Origin of the sequence: Caulobacter sp., assembly GCF_017744445.1 — a bacterium.
Taxonomy (GTDB): Bacteria; Pseudomonadota; Alphaproteobacteria; order Caulobacterales; family Caulobacteraceae; genus Caulobacter.
In genome coordinates, this window is record NZ_JAGIBH010000012.1 from 109527 (window position 1) to 129913 (window position 20387).

Sequence of the window (20387 nt, forward strand, 5' to 3'; positions counted from 1 at the left end):
TCTTCCTATGTAGTCTGGCTGCCGGCCGAACAAGGACCGGCCTCGCAGGAAACGCCATGACCGACGACGCCTCGCCCCTGGTTCTTGACGCCGTCGCCCTAACCCTGCCCTCCTCTGCTGGACCCGTGAACATCCTGCGTGGCGTCGACCTGACGGTGAACGCTGGCGAGCGCGTCGCGGTGGTTGGCCCCTCCGGTTCCGGAAAGTCGTCGCTGATCGCCGTGGGCGCTGGACTGGAGGAGCCGACCGCCGGCGCGGTGCGCCTGTTCGGCCACGACTTGGCGACGCTAAACGAGGACGGCCGCGCGCGCTTGCGGCGAGGCCGGGCGGCGTTGGTGTTCCAGTCCTTCCACCTGCTGCCCAACATGACCGCCGAGGAGAACGTCGCCACGCCGCTGGAGATCGCCGGCGTCCGGGATACCCTCTCCACCGCCCGCGACTGGCTGGCCCGGGTGGGTCTGGGCAGCCGCTTAACCCACTATCCACACCAACTGTCGGGCGGCGAGCAGCAGCGGGTCGCCCTGGCCCGCGCCCTGGCCGCGCGGCCCGCCCTGCTGTTCGCCGACGAACCCACCGGCAATCTGGACGGCGCGACCGCCGCGACCGTCGCCGACCTGATGTTCAACCTCGTCGCCGAGGTCGGGGCCGCTCTGGTCATGGTCACCCACGACCCGACGCTGGCCACGCGCGCCGACCGCATCGTCCGCATGGCCGACGGGCGCATCGTATCGTGAGCCGCGCCCCGCTTGCCTTCCGCCTGGCCGCCCGCGAGCTGCGCTCGGGCGTGCGGGGCTTTCGCATCTTCCTGGCTTGCCTGGCCCTAGGCGTCGCCGCCATCGCCGCCGCCGGCTCGACCGCAGAGGCCTTCCGCCAAGGCCTGGCTAGCCAAGCGCGCGAAATCCTGGGCGGCGACCTGTCGTTCTCGGTCGAGAACCGTGACTTCACCCCTCAGGAGCGTGCGGCCTTCGACAAGCTGGGCGTCACGACCTATACGGCCGGCGCCCGCGCGATGGCGGAGGCGCCCAGCGGCGACCGCCGGCTGGTCAACATACGCGGCGTGGATGGCCGCTTTCCGCTTGCCGGCGCCGTGACGCTGGAGGGCGCGCCTAGCCTCGCAAGCGCCCTCGCCGATCGTGACGGCCTGCCTGGCGCGGCGGTGGAGCCCGCGCTTCTGGATCGACTGCACCTGAAGATCGGCGATCGGTTCGAGGCAGGCCCCATGACCCTGGTCGTGCGGGCCCGTCTGGTCAGCGAGCCCGACGGTCTCTCGCGCGGCTTCTCGATGGCGCCGCGCGTCCTGGTCCGCCGCGAAGTCCTGGAGCGCTCCGGCCTGCTGGCGCCCGGAGGTCTCTCCGGACGCACCGTCCGCGTCGCCCTCAAGCCCAGCGAGGATCCTCGCGCCATCGGCAAGGCCGTCCAGGCGGCGTTGCCGGACTCTCACCTGCGGGTTCGCGATCGCCTGGACAGCGCGCCCGGCGCGCGGCGGCTGATCGACCAGCTGGAATACTTCCTCGGCTTTATCGGCCTGGCCTCCTTGGTGGCCGGCGGTCTGGGTGTGGCTGGCGCCGTATCGGCCTACCTTTCGACCCGCGAGCCCACCATCGCGGTGCTGAAGGCGCTGGGCGCCGAGAGCGGCCTGGTGCGCGACCTGCATCTGATCCAGATCGGCGTCCTGGCGCTGCTTGGCGTAAGCATCGGCCTTGGGGTCGGCGCGGTCGCGCCTCTGATCCTGGGTCAGTTGGCCGGCTCCAATCTGCCGATCCCAGCGCTGTTCAAGGTCTATCCCTGGCCGTTGGCCAAGGCCGGGCTGTTCGGCGTCCTGGCGGCGGCGGCCTTCTCGCTGGTTCCGCTGGCGCGGGCGCGGGCCACGCCGCCGTCGGCTCTGTTCCGCCGCGCGCCCAAGGCCCGCCTGCCGCTTGGCCTGGAGACGATCGGCGCCGTCTTGTCGGGCATCGGTCTGGCCGCGCTGGCTGTAGTCACGGCTCCGACGCCGCTAGCGGCGGCGATCATGATCGCGGGCGTCGCCATCGCCTTCGGCCTGCTCTCGGTTCTCGGCCGGACGGCCGCCTGGCTCGCCGGCAAGGCCCGCGGCCTCACACGCGGTGCGGCCAAGCTGGGCCTGGCCAATCTGGCCGGACCTCGATCGGCCGCCCGCACCGCCAGTCCGGCCATCGGGCTCGGCGTGGCCCTACTGGCCTGCGTGGTGCTGATCCAGTCGGCGCTGCTGGCCCAGGTCAGCGACGTGGCCCCGCGAACCGCGCCGGCCATGGTGTTCACCGAGATCCCTGGCGACCGCGTGACCGCGTTCGACGCCGTGGCGTCCAGCGTGATGGGTCCTCTGAGCGAGGAGGCCTATTTGCGCATGCCCTTCGCGACCGGCCGGATCATCGCGCTGAAGGGCAAGCCCGTCGACACCAAGGCCGTCAAGCCGTCCGAACGCTGGGCCTTCGACAACGACATCAGTCTGTCGCTGCTGGCAAAGGCGCCGAAGAACGCCGAGATCGTGTCCGGCCAATGGTGGCGCGAGAACGACACCGGCCCACCGCAGGTGGCGCTGAACGTCGAGATCGCCGAGGCGGCCGACCTCAAGGTCGGCGACACGATCACCGTACTGGTGCTGGGCCGTGAGATCGAGGCGCGGGTCGCCGTGCTGCGCAAGATCGACTTCGGCGGCTTTGGACCCAGCTTCAACCTGATCTTCAACCCCGCGACGCTGGAAGGCGCCGAACTGCGGAATGTCGCGATCGCGCGCCTGAGCCGGACCCAGGAAGCGGCCCTGACCCGCGCACTTGGCCAGGCCTTCCCGAGCGTGAACGTCATCAGCGTGCGCGAGCAGCTGGATGCGGCGGCCGCCCTGTTCGACCGCCTGGCGCTCGCCGTGCGCGGCGCGGCGGGTGTCGCGGCCCTGGCCGGCCTGCTGGTGCTGGCCGGGGCCATCGCCGCCGGCGCGCGAGCCCGGGCTCGCGAGGCTGCGACGCTGAAGGTGTTGGGGGCGACCCGCGCCCAGATCCTGCTGGCCTATCTGATCGAGTATGGCGCGGTGGGCCTGATCGCGGGCGCCGCTGGCGTACTGTTCGGTTTCGCCGCCGCCTGGCCCGTGGTCGTAAAGGTCTTCGAGGCCCGCTGGAGCGTCGACTGGAGCGGCGTCCTGGTCCTACTGGCCGGCGCGACCAGTCTAGCGGCCCTGGGCGGCGTGATCGCCGCCAGCCTGGCGTTGTCGCAGCGCCCCGCGCCGGTGCTGCGGGGCGACTGAGCCTTCAAGGGGCGTCCTGCCCCCGAAGGCGCACCTCTTCGCCTAAAGCCTGTGCGCAACGCGCCTAGCTGACCGTCTTGTCAGGTAGCCGTCAGGCTGCGGACCCCTTGGCCTTGCTAGACCATGGCCAACCTCCCCCGCCGCAACGACGGACTTCAGTATGATCTCGCTTGTGCGGACGGCCTTGGCGCGTCCCTACACCTTCGTCGTGATGGCCGCGATGATCTTGATCGTCGGCGTGCTGGCGATCCTGCGTACCCCGACCGACATCTTCCCAAACATCCGCGTGCCCGTCGTCGCGGTGGCCTGGACCTATAACGGCCTGTCGCCGGCCGACATGTCGGGACGGATCCTGACCCCCTACCAGCGGACCCTGACCACCACGGTCAATGACATTGACCACATCGAGGCGACCTCGCTGCAAGGCATCGGGGTGGTGAAGATCTACTTCCAGCCCGGCGCCGACGTCCGCCTGGCCAACGCCCAGATCACCGCCATCTCGCAGACCCTGCTGCGGCAGCTGCCGCCGGGCGTCACCCCGCCGCTGATCCTGAACTACAACGCCTCGACCGTGCCGATCGTGCAACTCGCACTGGCGGGCCAAGGCCTGTCGGAGCAGCAGTTGTTCGATTACGGCGTCAACTTCATCCGTACGCGTCTGGTCACCGTGCCCGGCGCGGCCGTGCCGTTTCCGTTCGGCGGCAAGACCCGCCAGATCCAGGTCGACATCGACCCGCAGGCTCTGCTGTCCAAGGGGCTCTCGGCGAGCGACGTCGGCGCGGCCATCGCCGCCCAGACCCAGATCACCCCGGCCGGCTTCGTCAAGATCGGCGAGTTCCAGTACGCCTTGCGCCTGAACAACGCCCCCGGCACGGTCGACGAGCTGAATGCCCTGCCGGTGAAGACGGTCAACGGGGCCACCATCCGCATCGGCGACGTCGCCCACGTGCGCGACGGCTCGGCCCCGCAGCAGAACATCGTCCACGTCGACGGCCAGCGCTCGGTGCTGATGACAGTGCTGAAGTCCGGCTCGACCTCGACCATCGCCATCGTCGACGGCATCAAGAGCGCCCTGCCCGAGCTGAAGGCCCAACTGCCCGCCGAGCTGACTGTCACGCCGCTGAACGACCAATCGACCTTCGTGAAGGCCGCCGTCAATGGCGTGGTCCACGAAGGCGCCTTGGCCGCCGTGCTGACTTCGTTGATGATCCTGCTGTTCCTGGGCAGCTGGCGCTCGACAGTGATCATCGCCGTGTCGATCCCGCTGGCGGTGCTGGCGGCGATCGCGGCCCTGGCGGCGTTCGGCCAAACCCTGAACGTCATGACCCTGGGCGGCCTGGCCTTGGCCGTCGGCATCCTGGTCGACGACGCCACCGTCACCATCGAGAACATCAATTGGCACCTGGAGCACGGCAAGGACGTCAAGACGGCGATCCTGGACGGCGCGGCCCAGATCGTGACCCCCGCCTTCGTCTCCCTGCTCTGCATCTGCATCGTCTTCGTGCCGATGTTCTTCCTACCGGGCGTGTCGGGCTTCCTGTTCGTGCCGATGGCGCTGTCGGTGGTCTTCGCGATGATCGCCTCGTTCCTGCTGTCGCGGACCCTGGTCCCGACCATGGCGGCCTATCTGCTCAAGCCCCACGTCCCGCATGACGAGGAAGCGCCGTCCAGCAACCGCCTGGTCCGCTTCCAGCGCGGCTTCGAACGGGGCTTCTCCAAGGTGCGCGACGCCTATTCGGGTCTGCTGGGCTTTGCCCTGGGCGCGCGCGGCGTGTTCGTGGCCGGGTTCCTGGGATTTGCGCTGCTGAGCCTCGTGCTGATCCCATTCCTGGGCCAGAACTTCTTCCCGGCTGTGGACTCCGGCTCGATCGCCCTGCACGTCCGCGCCCCGGTCGGCACGCGGATCGAGGAGTCGGCCGCCCTGTTCGACCGCATCCAGCGCCACATCCGCACCGTGATCCCCGCCGACGAGGTCGAGACCATGGTCGACAACATCGGCCTGTCCACTAGCGGCATCAACACCGCCTACAACGCCTCGGGCACCATCGGCCCGCAGGACGGCGACATCCTGATCAGCCTGAAGGAAGGCCACCACCCGACGGATGGCTACATCAAGGCCCTGCGCGAGGAGCTGCCCAAGGCCTTCCCGACGGCGACCTTCTCGTTCCTGCCCGCCGACGTGACCAGCCAGATCCTCAACTTCGGCAGCCCGGCTCCGATCGACATCCAGGTGTCGGGCGGCGATGCGGCCGGCAACCAGGCCTACGCCCAGAAGATCCTGCGCGCGATCCGCGGCGTCAAAGGCATCGCCGACGTCCGCATCCAGCAGCCCGCCGCCTCGCCGGAGCTGCGCTTCGACGCCGACCGCACCCGCATCCACGCCCTGGGCCTGGACGAGCGCGACGTCACCGCCAGCCTGGCGGGCGCCGTGGCCGGCAGCCAGCAGACCGCGCCGGTGTTCTGGCTGAACCCGCAGAACGGAGTCTCGTACCCCGTCGTGGCCCAGACGCCAGAATACATGCTGGACAGCCTCGACAAGATCGCGTCGATCCCGGTCACCGGCGCCCGTACGCCCAACCAAGCCCCGCAGGTCCTGGGCGGCCTGGGCACGCTCAGCCGCGGCGCCACGCCCGCCGTGATCTCGCAGTACAACATCCAGCCGATGGTCAATGTCTATGCCGCCACGCAAGGGCGCGACCTAGGCGGCGTTGCCACCGACATCCAGAAGGTCCTGAAAAAGCTGGAGAAGGATAAGCCCGCCAAGATCAAGGTGACCCTGCGCGGCCAGTACCAGACCATGAACACCGCCTTCTCCGGCATGGGCTGGGGTCTCTTGGGCGCGGTCGTGATGATCTATCTGCTGATCGTCATCAACTTCCAATCCTGGCTGGATCCGTTCGTGATCATCTCGGCCCTGCCCGCCGCCCTGGCCGGCATCGCCTGGATGCTGTTCGCGACCGAGACGCCGCTGTCCGTCCCGGCCCTGACCGGCGCGATCATGTGCATGGGCGTGGCCACGGCCAATTCGATCCTGGTGGTCAGCTTCGCCCGCGAGCGGCTGGACGCCACCGGCGACGCGGTCCAGGCCGCGTTCGAGGCCGGCGTCACCCGCTTCCGCCCCGTACTGATGACGGCCCTGGCCATGATCATCGGCATGGCGCCCATGGCCCTGGCCCTGGGCGAAGGCGCCGAGCAGAACGCTCCGCTGGGTCGCGCGGTGATCGGCGGCTTGATCTTCGCCACCTGCGCGTCCCTGCTGTTCGTCCCCACCATCTTCTCCATCGTCCACGGCCGCCGCCCCCACGCGGAAGCCGCCTCCCCCGAAGGCGTCGCCCATGTCTGAGTCCAACCTGCCCAAGACCAGCCCCCAGCGGCTGCGCCGTCTCGCCCTGGTGGGCGCCGCCGGCTTCGTCCTGATCCTGGCGGCCGGCACGGCCTCGCGGCTGATGGCCAGCAACGACCTGAAGAAGACCAGCCAGGCCAGCGCCGTCACCACGGTCAGCATCATTCAGCCCGGCGGCGGCGAGACCGGCGAGCTGGTCCTGCCCGGCCGCCTGCAGGCCTGGAACGAGGCCCCGGTCTTCGCCCGCACCGACGGCTATCTGCGCCGCTGGTATGTCGATATCGGCCAGCCGGTGAAGACGGGTCAGGTGCTGGCCGAGATCGACGCGCCGGAAGTCGACCAGCAGCTGGTCGCCGCCCGCGCCGCCCTCGCCACGGCCCAGGCCCAGCGGGATCTCGCCGCCACCAGCGCCGCCCGCTGGAAACGCCTGGTGGCCGACAACGCCGTCTCGCAGCAGGAGGCCGACGAGCGCGCCGGCGATCTGGCCGCCCGCGAGGCCATGCGCAACGAGGCGCTCGCGAATGTCCGCCGCCTGGAGAGTCTCACGGCCTTCAAGCGCATCGTCGCCCCGTTTGACGGGGTGGTGACCAGTCGCGACACCGACCAGGGCGACCTGATCAGCGCCGGCGGCGGCCGCACCACGCCGCTGTTCACTGTTTCCGACACCAAGCGCCTGCGCCTCTATGTCAGCGTGCCCCAGAGCCTGGCCGGCCAGATCCGGCCCGGCATGAGCGCGACCTTCTCCACGCCCGACCTGCAGGGCCAGACCTTCAACGCCCGCCTGGTGCGCACGGCCGACGCGGTGGACGCCCAGTCCGGCGCGATGCTGATCCAGCTGGAGGTCGACAATGCCGGCGGCCGCCTGAAGCCGGGCGGCTACGCCCAGGTCAATCTCGACCTGAAGGCCGCCAGCACGACCTCGACGGCCTCGGTGCGGATTCCGTCCAACGCCCTGCTGTTCCGCAAGGAAGGCACCGCTGTGGCCGTGGTCGGCGGCGACAACACCGTTGCGATCCACCCGGTCAAGATCGCCCGCGACGACGGCGCCGAGCTGGAGCTGGCCTCCGGCATCGCCGCCAACGATTGGATCGTCACCAGCCCGCCGGACGCCATCGCCACCGGCGACAAGGTCAATCCGGTGAAGGCCAAGAAGGGTGCCGCCAATGCAAAAGGCTAGCCTCCTGGTCCTGGCGAGCCTGGGCCTGGCCGGCTGCTCGATGGCGCCGGCCTATGCCCCGCCCACCACGGCCGCGCCCGCCACCTTCCGCGACACTGGTCCCTGGACCCCGGCAGCTCCGGCCGAGACGATGCAGAACGGCGCCTGGTGGGCCACGTTCAAGGACCCGACGCTAGATGGCCTGGAACACCGACTGGAGAAGGGTAGCGCCGATCTCGCCGCCGCCCTCGCCCGCTACGACCAGGCTCGCGCCCTATCGCGCCAGGCCTCCAGCGCCCTGCTGCCCAGCATCGGCGCCTCGGCCAGCACAGAGCGTCAGCGCACGCCCGCCAACGGCCGCTTTGACACCAACACGGTGACGGCCAGCGCCAGCTATGAGCTCGATCTCTGGGGCCGCATCCGTAACCTGGTCGCCGCCGGCAAGGCCGACGCCCAGGCCAGCGCCGCCGATCTAGCCGGGGTGCGCCTCAGCCTGCAAGCCCAACTGGCCGACACCTATTTCAGCCTGCGGGGCGCCGACGCTCAGATCGCGGTGCTGGGCTCGACGGTCGAGGCCTATCGCCAGGCCCTTGATCTGACCAACCGCCGCCAGGCCGGCGGCGCGGCCAGCGGCCTCGACACCGGCCGGGCTCAGACCCAGCTGGCGGCGACCCAGGCCCAGTACGAGCAGGCCGTGGCCAACCGCGCCCTGCTGGAACACGCCATCGCCGTGCTGGTCGGCGAGCCGGCCTCGACCTTCAGCGTCGCCTCGACGGAAGGCCTGAGCGACGCGCCCATCACCCCGGTCGGCGCGCCCTCGATCCTGCTGCAACGCCGTCCGGACGTCGCCGCCGCCGAGCGCCGGATGGCCGCCGCCAACGCCCGTATCGGCGTGGCCCGCGCCGCCTGGTTCCCCAGCGTGACGCTCGCGGCCGCGGGCGGCTATCAGTCCAACGGCGGCGAGCTACTGACCGCCGCCAACCACGTCTGGGCTCTAGGTCCCCTGGCGGCCGCCTTGCCGCTGTTCGACGGCGGCGCCCGCAAGGCCGAGGTCGCCCGCAGCCGCGCCGTGTTCGACGAGACCGCCGCCGGCTATCGCCAGACCGTGCTGGACGCCTTCCGCGAGGTCGAGGACCAGATGGTCCTGGCCAACCGCCTGGCTGCCGCCCAAGGCCGCCAGGACGAAGCCGTCGATGCCGCCGTGCGCACCACGGGGCTCGCCACGACCCGCTATCGCGAAGGCGCGGCCAGTTATCTGGACGTGGTTACGGCGCAGACCGCGGAGTTACAGGCCCGGCGCGAGGCGCTGGACCTGCGCACGCGTCGCCTTTCGGCCAGCGTCGATCTGATCCGGGCGCTGGGCGGCAGCTGGAGCGCCGGCTAGGCGTTGACGGTTTCCCGCTCGGGCGGCGGAACGGCGGCTGCGGTCGCCGGACCACCGTCCATCGTGAGCGGCTCCGCCTTCGGCAGCAGGAACCCGATCAGCACCTCGCCGCCCTCGCAGCGGGCGAAGACCGACCCGCCGTGCATGGTGACGATGGCCTTGACCACCGCCAGGCCCAGGCCGTGGATCTCGCCGCTGTGCTCGCGGGCGCGATCCATCCGGTAGAAGCGGTCGAACAAGCGCGCCAGGTGTGGTTCGGGGATCGGTCCCCCCTTGTTGCGCACCGATAGGCAGACAGCCTTGTCCTGGAGCTCAATCGTGACCCGCACGGTCTTGCAATCGACACCATGTCGAATGGCGTTGTCGAGCAGGTTGGTGACCGCCCGGCCCAGCAGCGAGGCGTCTGCGGTAACGGTCGCGTCGCCGCGCACCTCCAGCCGCACCTCGGCGTCCTCGAGTAGCACATCCAGGAAGTCGGCGGTCTTGTGAGTCAGAGCCGCCAGCGACAGCGGCGCCAGGTTGGCCGCGAGCGCCCCCTGGTCGGCGCGGGCCATGAACAGCATGTCGTTGATGATGGTGCGCAGCCGTTCCAGTTCTTCGAGATTGGAATGCAGCGTGTCTTCCAGCTCGTCGGCGTCTCGCGTGCGCGACAGAGCGACCTGGGTCTGGCCGATCAGGTTGCCCAGCGGCGTGCGCAGCTCGTGGGCGACGTCCGCATTGAAGGCCGCCAACCGCTCATAGGCCGCCTGCAAACGATCCAGCGCGCCGTTGAAGGCGCTCATCAGACCCACCAGCTCGGCCGGCAGGTCCTGGGTCGGCATGCGTAGGGACAGGTCGGCGGGGTTGAGCGCCCCGGCGCGGTGCGACAGACGATCGACGGGCGCCAAGCCCCGTCGCGCGATCCACCAGCCCAGCAGGCTGACCAGCGCCGTCGTCAGCACCGACACGCCCAGTACGCCGACACCCAGCACATAGCGCGACGCGTCGAACGGCGCGGTGTCGGCCGCGATCACCAGCCTCACGTCGGGACGTCGCCCATAGGCGGGCACTTTGCGCGCCAGAGTCATGAACCGCTTGCCGTCGGCGTGGATGACGCCGAAGCCATTGCGCGCAGGCTCCAGCGCCTTGCCCGGCGTGAACTGGAAGCGCGGATCGGGAGACTCGATGCGGTAGCGGATGCTGCCGTCGGCCGGGGTGAAGGACCTCAGCTTGTCCGCCATCAGCGGCCAGCGGGTCGGATCCTCCAGACGGCGGATCATCGCCACGATGATCTCGGACCGCGCGCTCAGCTCTTCGGCCTGGTGGCGCTTCAGCTCCAGGCTCTGGAAGCTGAACATCGCCACGCCCGCCAGGATCGAGACCAGACTGGTGGCGACCGCGAACATCAGGGCCAGGCGGCCGGCGATGGATTTGGGGGCTGAAATCATGACGAGCTCCCCTCGGGGCGGTGTTCCAGGACGTAGCCCATGCCGCGCACGGTGTGCAGCAGCTTGGTCTCGAACATGCCGTCGATCTTGGCCCGCAGGCGCTTGATGGCGACCTCGACCACGTTGGTGTTGGTGTCGAAATTGATGTCCCAGACCAGCTCGGTGATGATGGTCTTGGAGACGATCTGCGACTGGCGGCGGCCCAACACGACCAGCAGGGCGAACTCCTTGGCCGTCAGGTTCAGCCGCTTGCCCGCCCGCGTGGCGCGCCGCGCCATCAGGTCCAGATGCAGGTCGCCGACCGTGATGGTGGTCGACTCGCTGCGCCCGCGACGGGTGATGGCCTGCAGTCGGGCCAGCAGCTCCAGGAACGAGAATGGCTTGACCAGATAGTCATCGGCGCCCGCTCCCAGGCCCTTCAGGCGATCCTCGACACTGTCGCGAGCGGTCAGCATGATCACCGGCGTCTGACGGGTCTGACGCAGCTGCTCCAGCACCTCGACCCCGTCCAGCCCGGGCAGCATGCCGTCCAGCACCACGGCGTCGTAGTCGAGGGTCTGGGCCAGGTGCAGGCCGTCCTCGCCATTGCTGGCGAAATCCACCGCATAGCCCTGCTCGGTCAGCCCCTTACGCAGGTAGGCGACGGTCTTGGGTTCGTCCTCGACGATCAGGATCTTCATAGAGCGAGGCGTCTCACGACCAACAGCCCGGAACGCAGGCGCGCTCCAGGCCGGCAAGATAGAGCGTCCTTGCGCCCGTCGCCATGGGGGTGGGGGGTGGTGGACAGGCGGCGGGGCAAGGACGAGGGGCATCCTGCCACCCCTGCCCGGTCACAAGGCTGACCGCCGGATGACATTTCTGACCGGAAACGCCCGGAAGCGCCGGTCAGTGTCAGACCGCGATGACTTCGATCTTCAGTGGGGCCCCGCCGGCGGCGATCGAAAACAGACGGTCGATGTTGGGATGCGCGCCCGGACGATTGCGGGCATCCGCCGTGTGCTCACCGAACACAGCCAAGCCGTGCTCCGCCGCCTTCGCGTCCAGGCCGCCGAACTGCCGCTTGAGGTATTGGTAGATCGCGAGCGAGCCTTGCTTGCCGGGCTGATTTTCAATGCTGGCGACCACGTCGCCGCTGGCGTCCACGAGGTCGACGCGCTGCACGTCGTCGATGGTCGGCAGCTGCTGAAGATTGTCCTTGAAGGTCGCGCCTGGTTGAATCATCGCCCGATATCTCGAATTCCTGAGGTAAGGGGCGGCCCTTTAGCACTCCCGGCAATTATCCGCGACAGGCGATCAGCCAATCCGAGCTAGCCTCGAAACGACGAACTCGAGGCGTGCATTCCCGAGACCTGGGCCGACAGTTTGCTCGTCTGCGCAGGCGGAGGATCGACCGCCGCGCCGTCTTCACTGGCGTGCCGAAATTCACGTGGTGACAGACCGTATTGCTCGCGAAAGGCGCGGCTGAAGTGCGCCGAACCGTTGAAGCCCCAGCGGAAGCAGATCTCGGAGATCGACAGCCGCGCGTGCTGCGGACTGGCGAGGTCGATCCGGCAGCGCTCCAGGCGGCGCGAGCGCAGGTAGTGGCTGAAGGTCTCGTTGGCCGAGGCGAAGAGTTTCTGCACATATCGTGGAGAGACCCCCTCCTCGTCGGCGACGCGGCGCAGCGAAAGCTCCGCATCCGGCAGCAACGTTTCGATGGTCTGACATAGGCGCTGTAGATGCGCCGTCGGGGCCGAGGGGTCGAAGACGTCGGATGACCCGGCGCCCTGCTCGATCAGGCACTGGGCCAAGAACTCCGTGAGCGCCAGATCTACCGGCCGCAGCTGGTCGACCGACAGGTTCTCCAGCTCCTCGGCCGTGCCCCGCAGCAGGTCCGACAGGATGCGCGGTACGCCTTTGGACCCGTCCAGCCAGCCGACCCGCAGGTTGAAGGGCCGGATCAGGCGGTGATCCAGGGCGACGCGCGGCGCGCGGACGAACAGCAGCCGCGAGCGCGTATCCAACCGCAGGGCCGCGGCCTGGCCGGTCGGGCCGAAGGCGATGTCGCCGGTGGCGACGCTGACGGCCAGCTCCTCGGTGACCAACGTCGCCTCGCCATGCAGCAGTACGGCCAGCCAGACCGCCGCCGGCTGTCCCGACAGGCGGCCGGAGATGGTCTGGGCCCCAGCCTCGACCAGCGCGAACTCGATGCCCAGCGGCGAGGTCAGGCACACCACCTGGGCCGCGGCCGGCTCGGCGTCGGACAGGCCTTCGATCGGCAGGCCTAGGCGGCTCATGGCTTCGCGCCAGGCCTCGGCCCGCTCGGCGCGAGGATGGCTTTCCGTGCTGAACGACCAGGCCTTCATGGTCCTATTCCTTCATCTTGGGGAAGATGTCGCGCGGGATGCGCACGTGGCAGCCTTGCGTGCCGTCGACCACCTGGGTGACGCCGAAGTCGGCCGCGACGCTCATCAGCGAATAGGCGTCGTTCTTGGACAGACCGACCTGGTCGCTGAGCAGGCTCAGCATCTTGGTCGAGGCGTCGCGCATGGCCAGGTTCAGATCTTCGTTGAATCCGTGGACGATCCACCACTTGGGCGTCTCCAGCAGCGGTCCCGGGGTCTGGATGTCCTTGCGCAGTACGATCTGCATCAGGACGTTCAGCGAGCTTTCGATGGCCGTGCCCGACAGCTCGCCGTCGCCCTGGCTGACGTGAGGGTCACCGATCGAGAACAGGCCGCCCTCGACCTGCACCGTGTAGTACATCGTGGCCCCCGCCCCGATGCGCCAGTTGTCGATATTGCCGCCGTGCTCGCCGGGCGGAATGGTGCTGATCCGCCCGTTGACGGCCGGCGCCACGCCGGCGGTGCCCAGGTGTGGACGGGCCGGAATCCGCACGCCCTTCAGGGCCGGTTGGCGATCACATTCCGGGCAGTTCGTGATCGTGCCCGGGATCAGGTATTTGCCCTCGAAGTCATAGGCATAGAGGGCGCTGGCGGTGTTGGTGTTGGCGTCCAGCTCGTAGATCGTCACCCGCTCCTTCTCGCCGAACTCCTTGTAGAGATAGCCCCAGTTGGCCGCGAGGTTGGAGCCGTAGTTGTTGCGCGGGACCATGCGCAGGTAGCGCACTTCCAGCACGTCGCCGGGCTTGGCGTCCTCGACATAGATAGGGCCGGTCATGATGTGGACGCCGGGGTTGCGGTCGTCCTCGGGGATCTCCTTGAAGATCCGGGTGATCGCTTCGTCCATCATCAGCTCGGGCGCGTCGCCGGCGTGGTGGGTGATGGCCTCGGCCTGGACCAGGTCGCCGCTCTTGATTCGCAGCGAAGGTTTGGTCGAGGGATCGAAATAGCCCCAGTGCACGGTCTGGGGCGTGGCCTTCAGGCAGTGCAGCGCGCCGGGAACGATGTCCTCACGGGTCTGGCCGGGTTCGCAGATGAAAGGCATCGGATGTCCTCAGGCGCTAGCGAGCGTGACCGAGGTCATGCTCAGCGAGCCGTGCTCGATATGGTCGGGGGCGAAGGCGGCGACGTCGCCTGGCAGGCGCGCGCCCAGCACGTACAGCAGCGGCCAATAGTGGTCGGGCGTCGGCACCGAACGTTTGGCGTCCTGCCCCTGGCTCTCGAAGTCGACGGCGCGCTGGGGGGCGTCCTCGGCGATGGCGGTCTTGATGTAGTCGTTGAACCGCTGCGACCAGTCGTAGGGCGCGCAGTGGCGATCGCCCCAGTCCATGGCCGGCAGGTTGTGGACGATGTTGCCGGTGCCGACGATCAGCACGCCTTCATCCCGCAACGGAGCCAGGCGCTGGCCGATCTCGAAGTGCCAGGCCGGCGGCTTGGTGGCGTCCATGCTGAGCTGCACCACCGGCACGTCGGCGTCCGGAAACGCCTTGCCCAGCACCGACCAGGTCCCGTGATCCAGGCCCCAGCCGTTGTCGTCCAGCTTCACGGGCGTCGGCGCCAGGACCTGAGCCACCCGCGCCGCCAATTCGGGCGAGCCGGGCGCGGGATATTGCTGATCGAACAAGGCCTTGGGGAAGGAAGCTCCGAAGTCGTGGATGGTCCGAGGCTTGGTCATGGCGGTGACGGCAATGCCGCGCGTCAGCCAGTGGGCCGAGACGCACAGGATCGCCTTGGGCTTGCCGACGGCGTCGCCCATGGCCTTCCAGGTCCGCGTGGTGTCGTTGGTCTCCAGCGCGATCATCGGGCTGCCGTGACCAAAGAAGATGACGGGCAAGCGGCTCATGCGGCGGCCTCCGAATTGGCGGGCGCCGGCGCGCTACCGGCCTTCATCGCCGCCCAGGTCTGTTGGTATCGAGGCGCGAGCCAGCGATTGAACTGCACCTGCGCGCCCTCCTGCCAGGAGTAGCGACCACGGATGGCGAAGCGTGAGCGCAGGCCCTGCTGGACCAGTTCGTCGACATGCATGTCTTGAGCGATGATCTTGCCGGCCGAGGTCATGATCATCTCGAGGCGCTCCTCGAAACCGGAGCTTTCGGTCGCGCCCGGCGCCACCAGGATGCCGGTGTCCTGCTCCATGGTCTCGGGACCCGTGGGCCGCAGGATCAGGTAGATGACCATGTCGCTGGTCATCACCAGCGACAGCGTCGGCGGGATGTTGGCGAAGGTGGCGCGGTTACGGTCTTCGTCCGTCAGGTTCGGGAAGATCGGTAGCACGGCCTTCTGGGTCGGGTTGAAGCTGGCGTCGGCGTGCAGTGTGCCGTTGTAGCGCAGGAAACCGGCGTCCCCCTCCCCGGCTTCCGGGAAGCTGCACAGCTCACTGGGGATGAAGTCGTGCAGCGGCCCGCGATGCAGCTTGCTGGCGTGGTAGCCGTCGTTGTTGTTCTCGAACATGACCTTCCAGTTCCAGGCGAACTGGCCGGTCATCGGCGGCGACAGGCCGTCGGCATTGGCGAGGTCATAATTGGCCACGGCCGCCTCGACCGCCGTCAGGCGCGGCGCCAGCGACGCGGCCTCGGAGTCGAAATTGATGAAGATGAAGCCCAGCCAGACCTCGACCTTGAAGGTCGGCAGCTTCACCGCTTTCTTGTTGAAGTCGCAGGTGCGCTCCATGGCCGGGGCGTTCACCAGGTCGCCGTTCAGGGAATAGACCCAGTGGTGATAGGGGCAGACGAAGCCGCGCGTATTGCCCCGGCCCTCGGCCACCAGCATGGCGCGGTGCTGGCAGACCGCCGACATCGCCTTGATCTCGTTGTCGCGGTTACGCGTGACGATGATCGGCTCGCCGATGATCTTGGTCGTGAAGAAGTCGCCGGGCTCCTTCACCCAGTCGACGCGGCCCACGCACAGCCATTCGTGATTGAACAGCGCCTCCTTCTCGAACTCGTAGAAGTCGGCGTCGGTGTAGCAGGCGGGCGGCAAGGTCTCGGCGGCCTCGACGCCCAGCATCGAGCGTGAAAGGCCGTCGAAGAAAGCGTCGCTGAGGAATGGCGGGCGCGGGTTCATCGTGAAGCGCTCTGAAAGGTCGGATGTCGACCATCACGCTAGGAGCGCACCGTGGAACGGTCTTGCCTCAGCGCGCACGAAGAGTTGGTCGTCGCGCGCCCTTCGAGGCCCGCCGCCGGATTTGCAGGCGTCCGGCGCCTGGATGACGCTTGCGGCGCCCAAGTCACGGTCACTCACCGCGCCGCCGAGAAAGCTGTCGTGCGCGCTGAGACAAGACCGGCGTCATCGCTGCGCCTAGGCTCTTAATCGTGGATATCGCCCACGGAGGACGCCATGACGCTGACCGCCGACATCGCCATCAAGGATCTGAAGCCGGGCTTCGGGGCCGAGATCTCCGGCATCGACCTGGCCTCGGCCCCCGACGCGGCCCTGGATCAGGTCGTGGACACCTTCCATCGCCACGGCGCCATCGCCCTGCGCGACCAGAAGATGACGCCCGATGATCTGATGCGCTTCATCGGCCGCTTCGGCGACGCCGAGGATCACACCCAGACCCGCTTCACCCTGCCGGGCTATCCGAAGATCTTCATCCTCTCTAACCGCGTCGTGGACGGAAAGCCGATAGGAGCCCACAACGATGGGGTCGGCTGGCACACCGACTACAGCTACAAGCCCGAGCCGGTCATGCTGACCATGCTCTATGCGGTCGAGGTTCCGGAGGAAGGCTCCGACACCCTGCTGGCCGACGGCTGCGCCGCCTGGAACGCCCTGCCCGCCGACAAGCAGGCCATGCTGGAAAAGCTGCGGCTGCACCACAGCTACAAGCACTTCATGGCCACCCGGCAGTTTGGCCAGCAGCAGAACCTGTCGCCCGAGCTGGAGGCGGCCAATCCCGACGTCGAGCACCCGCTGATCCGCACCCATCCGGCGGACGGCCGCAAGGCGCTGTGGCCCTCGACCGGCACGGTCACCGAGGTGATCGGCATGCCCGGTCCGGCGGGCCTGGCTCTGCTGGACGAACTCGTGGAGTTCATGACCCAGGACGAATTCGTCTATCGCCACAAGTGGCGCGTCGGCGATCTGCTGATGTGGGACAACCGCTGCACCCTGCACACCGGCACGCTGTACGACGACACCAAGTACATCCGGACGATGCACCGCCTGTGGGTGAAGGGCGACAAGCCCTTCTGACTTCACCCGCCTCCCTAAATGGCCGTCTCCCCGGCGAAGGCCGGGGCCCAGATCATAAGGCTGGACCGCGCCCGTGCTGGTTAATGCTGGGGGTGGATCTGGATCCCGGCTTTCGCCGGGAAGACGGAGTTTGTGAATTTGGAACCGCGCATGGCGAAGACTTGGTTCATCACTGGCGTTTCCGCCGGCCTGGGGCGCCAGATCGCGCTGGCGGCGATGGCGCGTGGCGATACCGTCATCGGCACGGTGCGCAAGCCGGAAGCCGCGACCGCGTTCGAGGCGCTAGGCGGTCGTGCCGTGATCCTTGATGTCACCGACGAGACGGCGGTGAAGGCCGCCGTCGCCAAGGCCAAGAGCGTGACCGGAACGATCGACGTCCTGGTCAACAACGCCGGCTACGGCCTGGTCGGCGCTGTCGAAGAAGCCTCGCTGGACGAGGTCCGCGCGCAGTTCGAGACCAATGTCTTCGGCCCGCTGGCGGTGCTGAAGGCCGCCCTGCCCGCTATGCGCGCCCGTCGTGCGGGACGGATCATCAACATCACCTCGGTCTCGGGCCTGGCGGTCTGGGCCGGCACCGGTGTCTACTGCGCCAGCAAGTGGGCGCTGGAGGGCCTGACCCAGACCCTGGCGCAAGAGGTCGCCGAGCTAGGGATCAAGGTGATCAACGTCGCCCCCGGCGGCATGCGCACCGACTTCGCCCAGGGCTCCAAGACCATCGTGGCGACCAAGCTGGCCGACTATGACGGTCTGGCCCGCGACGCCGAGCGGATCATGGCCGACCACGCCGGCCAGGAGCCCGGCGACCCGGCCAAGGCGGCTCAGGCGATCCTGACGATCGCCGACGCCGAGAGCCCGCCGATGCACCTGCTGCTGGGCGAGGACGCCCTGAAGTACGCCGGCTACGCCGCCCAGGGCCTGTCGACCGACATCGAGACCTGGAAAGACCTCTCCCTCTCCATCGGCTTTTGAACCGCGAGCGACCTCACGTGACCAACACCCTGATCTTCGTCGACCTGGCCTCCGAAGACCCGTCCAAAGCCGGCGACTTCTACGCCAAGGTGTTCGGCTGGCAGAACGACGCCCGCCCGGAAGGCGTCTATCATCGCATGGTGCCGGGGGGGTTCTTCAAGCAGCCCGATGGGACGGACAGCCAGATCGGCAACCTGCACCTGGGGATCTTCAAGGCCGCCAACGCGCGTCCCCACCCCGAGCCCGAAGGCGTAGAGCCCCGCGCGCTCAGCACCGAAGGCCGCAAGCCGCGCATCTGGGTGCTGATCAGCGACGACGACAGCGCCGACCGCATCCTGGGGACCGCTGAGGAACTGGGCGCGACGATCCTCTGGAAGAACCACTACTGGAAGGAATTCAACGGCTACAACCACGCCTTCCGCGACCCGTGGGGCAACGAGATCGTGCTGTGGGGCAAGGCGGGTCCTGATCCGCAAATCCCGGCGGACTTCACGCGCGAATAGTCAGTCGACGCGCGAAGGCTCACCGACGAAGTCCTTAGCGCAGTACCAGCCGCCCTGAAACGGGGCGGCGATCGGATCCTCGGGCGGCCCGGCCATCACCTCGGCCGCCCAGTCCTCGGCATTGTCGCGCGGGGCATAGCCCAGGAAAGCGACGGCTGAATTGTCCCAGAAGTTCCGCGTGTTGGCGGAGACACCGTAGACGGAGGCATAGCCGAAGTCGGGCGCCTCGATCCCGCACCGGACCAGTTCGACCATGTCGCGCGGGCTGACCCACACCGCCAGCTGACGCGGATCGGACGGCCGCTCACGATAGGCGCCGATGCGCAGGGACAGCACCTGCAAGCCGAACTTGTCGGCGTACATCCGACCCATGGCCTCGCCGAACACCTTGCTGACGCCGTAGTAGCTGTCGGGGCGCGGGACCAGCGTCTCGGGCGTCGGCGTCGCGCGCTGATGGAAGCCCGCTGCGTGGTGCGACGAGGCGAAGAGCACCCGCTTTACGCCAGCGAGCCGCGCCGCCTCGAACAGGTTATGGACGCCAATGATGTTCGCCGGCAGCACCTGTTCCCAGGCGTTGTCCTCGGGCTCGACCGGCACGCCAGCCATATGGACCACGCAATCGATCCCCGCCATGGCCGCTGTCAGGCCGGGCAGATCCAGAAGGTCGACGGCCAGCGTTTCCTCCCCTGCCCTCGCCGGCGCCAGAGGCGCGATGTCGGCCAGCCGCATCAGGTCATAGCGGCCGCGCAGGCCCTGGCGGATCGCGTCTCCGATGCCGCCGGCGGCGCCGAGGAGAAGAATTCTAAGATCGCTCAACATATTCCCGTTTCCCCGGCGAAAGCCGGGGCCCAGATCCAGCCTGAGCCTCTTGGGATGATCCGAGATGCGCCGTTGTCAGCGCATCAGGCGTCTGTGGGTTCGATCTAGGCCCCGGCTTTCGCCGGGGAAACGGCTGTTGATCAAACCGGCTTGTCGCCAGCGACCGTCACCCGGAAGCCCGTCCGCGTGTCGGGGAAATAGTCCCATATCGCCTGGTGCCAGGTGCAACGGTTGTCCCAGAAGGCCACCGAGTTCTGCTTCCAGCGGAAGCGCACCTGGAAGTCCGGATTGCTGGCGTGCTGGTACAGGAACTCCAGGATTGCGCGGCTCTCGGCCTTGGACACGCCCGCGATGTGGGTCGTGTAGGACGGATTGACGAACAGGCTCTTGCGGCCGCTGACCGGATGGGTGCGCACGATCGGATGGGTCGAGCAATTGTATTTGCGGTCGATGTCCGGAAAGATCGCCTTGTAGACCGGGTTGGCGTCGTGCACCGCGTGCAGGCCTTCCAGATAGGTCTTCATCCGGTCCGACAGGGTGTCGTAGGCCCAGTACATGCTGGCGAAACAGGTGTCGCCGCCATCGTCGGGCAGGACCTTCATGTAGAGGATGCTGCCCAGCGGCGGCTCGGGATCGCAGGTCAGGTCCGAGTGCCAGTTCTCGCCGGCCACGAACTTGGAATTGGCGTCGGCATGGATGGCCACGATCTCGGGATGATCAGGCAGGCCCGGCACGCCCGAATGGATGGCCAGGTCCCCGAACTTGCGGCCAAAGTCCTTGTGGGCGTCGTGCGACATCTCCTGATCGCGGAAGAAGATCACCTGGTACTGGGTCAGGGCTTGGTGGATCTCTTCGAACTGGCGGTTCGAGAGGGGCTGCCCAAGGTCGACGCCGAAGATCTCCGCGCCGATCCGGCGGGTCATGGGCTTCACGTCGAGCACGTCATAGGCCATGCGGC

The 20387-nt window shown here is 68.2% G+C and carries 17 protein-coding genes; 8 read left to right on the plus strand and 9 right to left on the minus strand.

All coding sequences use genetic code 11. The annotated features are described in order from the left end of the window. Positions 1-56 precede the first annotated feature (56 nt). The 5 genes from J7528_RS17885 to J7528_RS17905 all read left to right on the plus strand — a co-directional run bounded on the left by J7528_RS17885 (position 57) and on the right by J7528_RS17905 (position 9136). Positions 57-734, plus strand: a complete 678-nt coding sequence (locus J7528_RS17885) for an ATP-binding cassette domain-containing protein (RefSeq protein WP_291877120.1) — start codon at positions 57-59, stop codon at positions 732-734. Further along, positions 731-3253: an FtsX-like permease family protein gene (locus J7528_RS17890; protein ID WP_291877122.1), complete on the plus strand. Its 2523-nt coding sequence runs from the start codon at positions 731-733 to the stop codon at positions 3251-3253. The genes J7528_RS17885 and J7528_RS17890 overlap by 4 nt, the downstream gene beginning before the upstream one ends. Positions 3254-3413: 160 nt before the next feature. Further along, the gene (locus J7528_RS17895; protein WP_291877123.1) at positions 3414-6596 is read left to right on the plus strand and encodes an efflux RND transporter permease subunit; all 3183 of its coding nucleotides are present in this window, start codon (positions 3414-3416) and stop codon (positions 6594-6596) included. Beyond that, the gene (locus tag J7528_RS17900; protein ID WP_291877125.1) at positions 6589-7773 is read left to right on the plus strand and encodes an efflux RND transporter periplasmic adaptor subunit; all 1185 of its coding nucleotides are present in this window, start codon (positions 6589-6591) and stop codon (positions 7771-7773) included. Before J7528_RS17895 ends, J7528_RS17900 begins: the two co-directional genes overlap by 8 nt. Continuing rightward, entirely contained in the window at positions 7760-9136 is a 1377-nt protein-coding gene (locus J7528_RS17905; RefSeq protein ID WP_291877127.1) for an efflux transporter outer membrane subunit, read from the plus strand. Before J7528_RS17900 ends, J7528_RS17905 begins: the two co-directional genes overlap by 14 nt. Here the strand turns inward: J7528_RS17905 and J7528_RS17910 are convergent. The 7 genes from J7528_RS17910 to J7528_RS17940 form a co-directional block, all read right to left on the minus strand. Continuing rightward, on the minus strand, positions 9133-10563 hold the full coding sequence (locus J7528_RS17910) for a heavy metal sensor histidine kinase (RefSeq protein WP_291877128.1): 1431 nt from the start codon (positions 10561-10563) through the stop codon (positions 9133-9135). The genes J7528_RS17905 and J7528_RS17910 overlap by 4 nt on opposite strands. Then, positions 10560-11243 carry a heavy metal response regulator transcription factor gene (locus tag J7528_RS17915; protein ID WP_291877129.1) on the minus strand — a complete coding sequence of 228 codons (684 nt, stop codon included), beginning with the start codon at positions 11241-11243 and terminating at the stop codon, positions 10560-10562. Before J7528_RS17915 ends, J7528_RS17910 begins: the two co-directional genes overlap by 4 nt. Before the next feature lie 211 nt (positions 11244-11454). Next, positions 11455-11784, minus strand: coding sequence for a DUF2322 family protein (locus tag J7528_RS17920; protein WP_291877130.1), 330 nt, complete (start codon positions 11782-11784; stop codon positions 11455-11457). Positions 11785-11870: 86 nt separating this feature from the next. Then, on the minus strand, positions 11871-12908 hold the full coding sequence (locus tag J7528_RS17925) for an AraC family transcriptional regulator (RefSeq protein ID WP_291877131.1): 1038 nt from the start codon (positions 12906-12908) through the stop codon (positions 11871-11873). A gap of 4 nt (positions 12909-12912) precedes the next feature. After that, positions 12913-13989: an acetamidase/formamidase family protein gene (locus J7528_RS17930; RefSeq protein WP_291877134.1), complete on the minus strand. Its 1077-nt coding sequence runs from the start codon at positions 13987-13989 to the stop codon at positions 12913-12915. Positions 13990-13998: 9 nt separating this feature from the next. Beyond that, a complete protein-coding gene (gene ygiD / locus J7528_RS17935; protein ID WP_291877136.1) occupies positions 13999-14787 on the minus strand; it encodes a 4,5-DOPA dioxygenase extradiol in 789 nt (262 codons plus the stop codon). Continuing rightward, complete coding sequence (locus tag J7528_RS17940) at positions 14784-16007, minus strand: SRPBCC family protein (RefSeq protein ID WP_291877139.1); 1224 nt, start codon at positions 16005-16007, stop codon at positions 14784-14786. The genes ygiD and J7528_RS17940 overlap by 4 nt, the downstream gene beginning before the upstream one ends. Positions 16008-16280: 273 nt before the next feature. Here J7528_RS17940 and J7528_RS17945 point away from each other — a divergent pair, with 273 nt between their 5' ends. The 3 genes from J7528_RS17945 to J7528_RS17955 all read left to right on the plus strand — a co-directional run bounded on the left by J7528_RS17945 (position 16281) and on the right by J7528_RS17955 (position 18610). Continuing rightward, positions 16281-17138, plus strand: a complete 858-nt coding sequence (locus J7528_RS17945; RefSeq protein WP_291877140.1) for a TauD/TfdA family dioxygenase — start codon at positions 16281-16283, stop codon at positions 17136-17138. Positions 17139-17288: 150 nt separating this feature from the next. Then, positions 17289-18107 carry an oxidoreductase gene (locus tag J7528_RS17950; RefSeq protein WP_291877142.1) on the plus strand — a complete coding sequence of 273 codons (819 nt, stop codon included), beginning with the start codon at positions 17289-17291 and terminating at the stop codon, positions 18105-18107. 17 nt (positions 18108-18124) lie between these two features. After that, complete coding sequence (locus tag J7528_RS17955; RefSeq protein ID WP_291877143.1) at positions 18125-18610, plus strand: VOC family protein; 486 nt, start codon at positions 18125-18127, stop codon at positions 18608-18610. On the opposite strand, the gene J7528_RS17960 is transcribed toward J7528_RS17955, so the two are convergent. Next, the gene (locus tag J7528_RS17960; protein ID WP_291877144.1) at positions 18611-19429 is read right to left on the minus strand and encodes an NAD(P)-dependent oxidoreductase; all 819 of its coding nucleotides are present in this window, start codon (positions 19427-19429) and stop codon (positions 18611-18613) included. A 140-nt stretch (positions 19430-19569) separates the two neighbouring features. Next, complete coding sequence (locus J7528_RS17965) at positions 19570-20382, minus strand: TauD/TfdA family dioxygenase (RefSeq protein ID WP_291877146.1); 813 nt, start codon at positions 20380-20382, stop codon at positions 19570-19572. Between the last annotated feature and the right edge of the window lie 5 nt (positions 20383-20387).

What these genes read in the sequence shown, in the direction of transcription:
- J7528_RS17960 (WP_291877144.1), bottom strand. Translation starts at nt 19,429, where the DNA reads ATGTTGAGCGATCTTAGAATTCTTCTCCTCGGCGCCGCCGGCGGCATC.
- J7528_RS17895 (WP_291877123.1), top strand. Translation starts at nt 3,414, where the DNA reads ATGATCTCGCTTGTGCGGACGGCCTTGGCGCGTCCCTACACCTTCGTC.
- J7528_RS17950 (WP_291877142.1), top strand. Translation starts at nt 17,289, where the DNA reads ATGGCGAAGACTTGGTTCATCACTGGCGTTTCCGCCGGCCTGGGGCGC.
- J7528_RS17930 (WP_291877134.1), bottom strand. Translation starts at nt 13,989, where the DNA reads ATGCCTTTCATCTGCGAACCCGGCCAGACCCGTGAGGACATCGTTCCC.
- J7528_RS17920 (WP_291877130.1), bottom strand. Translation starts at nt 11,784, where the DNA reads ATGATTCAACCAGGCGCGACCTTCAAGGACAATCTTCAGCAGCTGCCG.
- J7528_RS17905 (WP_291877127.1), top strand. Translation starts at nt 7,760, where the DNA reads ATGCAAAAGGCTAGCCTCCTGGTCCTGGCGAGCCTGGGCCTGGCCGGC.
- J7528_RS17945 (WP_291877140.1), top strand. Translation starts at nt 16,281, where the DNA reads ATGACGCTGACCGCCGACATCGCCATCAAGGATCTGAAGCCGGGCTTC.
- J7528_RS17885 (WP_291877120.1), top strand. Translation starts at nt 57, where the DNA reads ATGACCGACGACGCCTCGCCCCTGGTTCTTGACGCCGTCGCCCTAACC.
- J7528_RS17965 (WP_291877146.1), bottom strand. Translation starts at nt 20,382, where the DNA reads ATGGCCTATGACGTGCTCGACGTGAAGCCCATGACCCGCCGGATCGGC.
- ygiD (WP_291877136.1), bottom strand. Translation starts at nt 14,787, where the DNA reads ATGAGCCGCTTGCCCGTCATCTTCTTTGGTCACGGCAGCCCGATGATC.
- J7528_RS17940 (WP_291877139.1), bottom strand. Translation starts at nt 16,007, where the DNA reads ATGAACCCGCGCCCGCCATTCCTCAGCGACGCTTTCTTCGACGGCCTT.
- J7528_RS17915 (WP_291877129.1), bottom strand. Translation starts at nt 11,243, where the DNA reads ATGAAGATCCTGATCGTCGAGGACGAACCCAAGACCGTCGCCTACCTG.
- J7528_RS17900 (WP_291877125.1), top strand. Translation starts at nt 6,589, where the DNA reads ATGTCTGAGTCCAACCTGCCCAAGACCAGCCCCCAGCGGCTGCGCCGT.
- J7528_RS17910 (WP_291877128.1), bottom strand. Translation starts at nt 10,563, where the DNA reads ATGATTTCAGCCCCCAAATCCATCGCCGGCCGCCTGGCCCTGATGTTC.
- J7528_RS17925 (WP_291877131.1), bottom strand. Translation starts at nt 12,908, where the DNA reads ATGAAGGCCTGGTCGTTCAGCACGGAAAGCCATCCTCGCGCCGAGCGG.